This is a genomic window from Aequorivita antarctica, from assembly GCF_007997155.1.
Classification (GTDB): Bacteria; Bacteroidota; Bacteroidia; order Flavobacteriales; family Flavobacteriaceae; genus Aequorivita; species Aequorivita antarctica.
Map to the genome: position 1 here is coordinate 1 of NZ_VORT01000055.1, position 457 is coordinate 457.

At 36.8% G+C, this 457-nt stretch carries 1 protein-coding gene; it reads right to left on the reverse strand.

Features of this window, described 5'->3' with window-relative positions; translation table 11 throughout:
• Nucleotides 1-114: 114 nt before the first annotated feature.
• Nucleotides 115-396, reverse strand: coding sequence for a GIY-YIG nuclease family protein (locus ESU54_RS17705; RefSeq protein WP_146848200.1), 282 nt, complete (start codon nt 394-396; stop codon nt 115-117).
• Between the last annotated feature and the right edge of the window lie 61 nt (nt 397-457).

Here is a 457-nt window from a genome sequence, read left to right on the forward strand (position 1 = left end):
TGGTACTTTTTCGAATAAAGAATATATGTAACGAATTCTTCCATAAAAAAATCCCCATAGAATTTATTCTTGGGGATTTAAGTAGCGAGAGGGGGGCACGATCCCGCGTCCGCCTCAGGCGGATATGAATCCGTCCGCGGTATATTTTGGAAAAACTGTTTTATATATATATTCTCTTCCCTTTCCAGACTTCAGGAAATTTTCTCTTTGCATTGCCTGTTTTTTGGTTTTATGGAACTCAACTTCCAAAACCAGCCAAGGACGGTATTTCAGTGTATATCCTTTGTTTGAAAAATGGTTGTGGGAATAAAATCTTTGGATTAATGATGAAGAGTAACCAATATAGATTTTATGGTACTTTTTCGAATAAAGAATATATGTAACGAATTCTTCCATAAAAAAATCCCCATAGAATTTATTCTTGGGGATTTAAGTAGCGAGAGGGGGGCACGATCCC